Source organism: uncultured Nostoc sp. (genome assembly GCF_964245575.1).
In the GTDB taxonomy this organism is placed as follows: domain Bacteria; phylum Cyanobacteriota; class Cyanobacteriia; order Cyanobacteriales; family Nostocaceae; genus Nostoc.
Genome location: NZ_CAXTNP010000030.1, coordinates 1 through 4111, shown reverse-complemented (window position 1 = coordinate 4111; position 4111 = coordinate 1). Strand labels below are relative to the sequence as shown.

At 42.8% G+C, this 4111-nt stretch carries 4 protein-coding genes; 2 read left to right on the top strand and 2 right to left on the bottom strand.

Annotation, left to right across the window (positions count from 1 at the left end; all coding sequences use genetic code 11):
- Positions 1–224: 224 nt before the first annotated feature.
- Positions 225–470 carry a hypothetical protein gene (locus ACFFAP_RS07380; protein ID WP_375510611.1) on the bottom strand — a complete coding sequence of 82 codons (246 nt, stop codon included), beginning with the start codon at positions 468–470 and terminating at the stop codon, positions 225–227.
- 231 nt (positions 471–701) lie between these two features.
- Here ACFFAP_RS07380 and ACFFAP_RS07375 point away from each other — a divergent pair, with 231 nt between their 5' ends.
- On the top strand, positions 702–2678 hold the full coding sequence (locus ACFFAP_RS07375) for an AMP-dependent synthetase/ligase (RefSeq protein ID WP_375510610.1): 1977 nt from the start codon (positions 702–704) through the stop codon (positions 2676–2678).
- Positions 2679–2720: 42 nt separating this feature from the next.
- Positions 2721–3170, top strand: a complete 450-nt coding sequence (locus ACFFAP_RS07370) for a YlqD family protein (protein ID WP_012412623.1) — start codon at positions 2721–2723, stop codon at positions 3168–3170.
- 55 nt (positions 3171–3225) lie between these two features.
- Here ACFFAP_RS07370 and ACFFAP_RS07365 read toward each other — a convergent pair whose 3' ends face one another.
- Positions 3226–3747 carry a hypothetical protein gene (locus ACFFAP_RS07365; RefSeq protein ID WP_375510609.1) on the bottom strand — a complete coding sequence of 174 codons (522 nt, stop codon included), beginning with the start codon at positions 3745–3747 and terminating at the stop codon, positions 3226–3228.
- Between the last annotated feature and the right edge of the window lie 364 nt (positions 3748–4111).

Genomic DNA, 4111 nt, shown 5'->3' with positions numbered 1-4111 from the left:
GTGTTGCTGGAGCTACCTTAACGGCAAGTTGTCGCAGAATTAATGGCACATACAACTCAACATCAATTCTGATTAAGGGAATATTCAATAAAAATGGAGTTTTGCGCTATTCATAGGTAGACATTAGGCTTCCTGCGTTAATGTCGGTTGTGTTGCCAAAATTTAGGTGAGGTAGTTTATCTATCTCACCTAAATTTTAAAATAATTTACTGGCAATTTATCGATCAATTCGGAGAACAGTTAGGACATAAATCAGGACTGAATTTACAGTATTGACTGCCTGTCAATGCATAAGCCGTACAATAAGGAAAACTGGTAAGTTGGATTTTAGCTGCTTGAAATTTGGAAGCATTCGGCAACGCTTCAGTAAATTTGGTTTTTTGGGCCAGAAAAAGAGCTAAAAGCTTAGGTAACGCCATGCAAGCAGCAATGTTGAGCAGCGTTAGCAGTATAGTGTCTATCAAATTCATAGGTAATCATCTCCTGTGAAACGTAGGCGATCGCTGTTATTAGCTGCAAACACAATCATTGCTTGCAGTCTATGTAAATTAACTTTAACATAAATTTTTGTAAATATAAACGTGGAATTTCTGGAATTATCATACACAGAGGAGAATGTGGATAATAAGGACGGTTATTGTAGCGGAATAACAAAATAAGCTAAGAATTACGATTAGTTTACGATATTTAGGTAAGGTGTTATGTCAAAAACCCAAACCGCGTCTTCTTTCTTATCTAACATCAGTGAACAAGAACGCCAGGCATTAAAGCGGTTGGTAGATTACACAAATGTGGAATCGCTGCCAGAAATTTGGCCTTTGGCAGCTGGGCGATTTAGTGATGTTGTCGCCCTCCGCAACCCTCACAGTCAACCAGAAGTAGTGATTACTTATACCCAGCTAGCCGAGCAAATGCGACTATTTGCTGCTGGGTTACAGGCGTTGGGAGTAAAGGTAGGCGATCGCATTTCCTTAATTGCTGACAACAGTCCTCGCTGGTTTATTGCCGATCAAGGCATAATGACTGCTGGAGCGGTTGATGCGGTGCGTAGCTCCCAAGCGGAAAAAGAAGAACTGCTGTTTATTATCGCTAATAGTGGCAGTACGGCAATAGTAGTTGAGGATTTAAAGACACTTAAAAAACTGCAAGATCGCCTCAAAGATTTACCAATTCAGGTAGTCATCTTACTTTCGGATGAAGCACCATCAACAGACGAAACGCTAAAGGTGCTGAACTTTGCCCAGTTGATCGAAATTGGGGTAAATCATAATTTTGTGCCCGTCAAGCAAAATCGTGACGCTCTGGCAACCCTAATTTACACCTCTGGTACCACGGGCAAACCCAAGGGTGTAATGCTGTCTTATAACAATTTGATGCACCAAGTAACAACATTTGGGACAGTATTGCAACCAAACACTGGTGATATCGTTCTCAGTATCCTGCCTTCGTGGCACAGCTACGAACGAAGTGTTGAATATTACTTACTATCTCAAGGTTGCACGCAAGTTTATACCAACTTGCGCTCAGTGAAAGGGGATTTGAGACAATTTAAACCCAACTACATGGTGGGTGTACCCCGCCTGTGGGAATCGATTTATGAAGGAGTTCAAAAGCAATTCCGCGAACAACCAGCCAAAAAGCAACGCCTAATTAACTTTTTAATGGGCATTAGCGAAAAATATATTAAAGCGCGGCGAATTGCTCAGGGATTGAGTTTAAATAATCTTCATGCTTCAGCTGTCGAGCGATTAGCTGCTAGCATACAAGCATCTGCTTTATTACCCCTCCATACCTTAGGAGAACGACTGGTTTATGCTAAGGTGCGAGAAGCGACAGGAGGAGAAGTTAAGCAGATGATTAGCGGCGGTGGTGCGCTTCCCAGACACATAGATAACTTCTTTGAAATTATTGGTGTGCAGATTTTGCAAGGTTACGGCTTAACAGAAACTTCTCCTGTTACCCATGTGCGGCGTCCTTGGCGAAATTTGATTGGTGCATCAGGGCTACCACTTCCTGCAACCGAAGCTAAAATTGTAGATCCTGAGACAAAAGCGCCTCTACCAATAGAGAAGCGAGGCTTACTATTGTTGAGGGGGCCGCAGATTATGCAAGGTTATTACCAAAATCCGGAAGCGACAGCGAAAGCAATTGATGCTGAAGGTTGGTTTGATAGTGGCGATATGGGTTGGCTGACACCACAAGACGACTTGGTGCTGACTGGCAGGGCAAAGGATACGATTGTATTGACTAACGGGGAAAACATCGAGCCACAGCCAATTGAAGATGCGTGTTTGCGATCGCCATACATCGATCAAATTATGCTCGTTGGCCAAGATCAGCGCAGCCTGGGAGCCTTAATTGTCCCCAATGTCGAAGCCTTAGAAAAATGGGCAGCAAGTCAGAATTTGATACTGGATACGCAGAATGATCAGGTTGCTTCTTCACCTAGTCAAAAAATTGACTTGGAGAGTAGAATGATCCAGGATTTATTTCGCCAAGAATTAAATCGGGAAGTACAAAATCGTCCAGGTTATCGACCGGATGACCGCATCGGAACGTTTAAACTCATTCTGGAACCGTTTTCCATCGAAAATGGCTTGATGACACAAACACTGAAAGTTCGCCGCCATGTCGTCACGGAACGCTATCGCGATATTATTGACAGGATGTTTGCCTGATAATTCCACCTCCCAACTGTAAAGAGTGAACGTGAAATATTTATGGATGTCTCCAAATCTAACTTGCTCCTGAAACGCGTTGTTAACGTCAAAGTCATTGTGACTCCCCTCTGGAAAGAGGAAGTACAACAGCAGCTGCAAACGCAAATAAATCAACTTGACCAGCAACTGCAACAGCTAGACGTAGAAGGACAAAGAGCGATCGCTGCAATTCAAAAGCAGAGTCTGCAACCACCTGGCCCCCAGACCCTCCAACAAATTGACAATATCCAACTCCAAGTCAATCAAAAGAAAAGTGAATTTCTAGAGCAGAAAAATCAATTGCTGCAAAACCTTCAGCAAGTGCAGTTTCTTCAGCAAGATCAGGAAGTCAACCAATTCCAAATGGAAGGCTTTTTCCGGGTAGAGATCGGTGATAACCTGATTAGCAAAATGCAGGTTGAAATCGTTCTGCGCGATGGCGTTGTAGAAGAAATTCGCGGCGACATTTAAATTTGTGATTTGTCATTTGTCCTTTGTCATTTGTTTTATGAGCAATGACCAATGACTAATTACAGATGTGATTTAACTTTGTTTGGGAGCGTCTCCCAGCCCAACATTCCACCTGGGAGCCAGCCCAAACAATTTGCCAGACTGGAGGTGAGCTAATAAAAAGCGATCGCCCAAAAGTAGTCATCTCAACTCGATATTTAATACCAACCGAATCATCACCCCCCTTGATTTGCGTAATCGTCACAAGGGCCTGATTTCGTTGTGGATAAGCTACCTCTACCTTTCGCGTTCCTCCCACTGATGCTATGTCGTCAAAAGCATTCAGGGCGAGGGTAGCAGGATCGCTACCTTGGAGAGATGAGTTGAGCTTTTCTAAAGGTATAGTTTTATAATCGGAACGTTCTGAGTATGCCACAACCTCTTGAGACTGATGTATTGCTCTCACCTGCTGGGTTTGTGCATCACTAGTCTCAACAATCGGTGCAGATTGCTGGCTCTGGGTAAAATATACTCCAGCGCCAGCAGTGGCAAAGATACTTAGTATCACAATCAAAAAGAATTTCAACTTTGCCGACATAAAAGTAAACAGGAATTTCAAATAGGTTTATGACCAATTTTGAATTCTAGATTGAACTGCATCCCATATCCTCTACCTGTGAGAAGCTCCTGTATTTTAAGCAGTGGTTACGAGGAATATAAATAGCAATCCTATTTAATCCGTGAGAAACTCGTGATGGTTGTTCCAAGTCAACGACTAAAACGAGATCGAGATATTGGCTAACCATTGAGGATAGCTCTATATTATAGACCTCTAATTCATCTTTAGGTTCCTGGGATCAAGAGTTAAGGGTCAAGAATCAAAAGTCCAGATTTAAGAGTAAAAAGTTAATGACTCTCCCCCATGTCCCTCATCTCCCTCATCTCCCTCATCTCCCCCACTC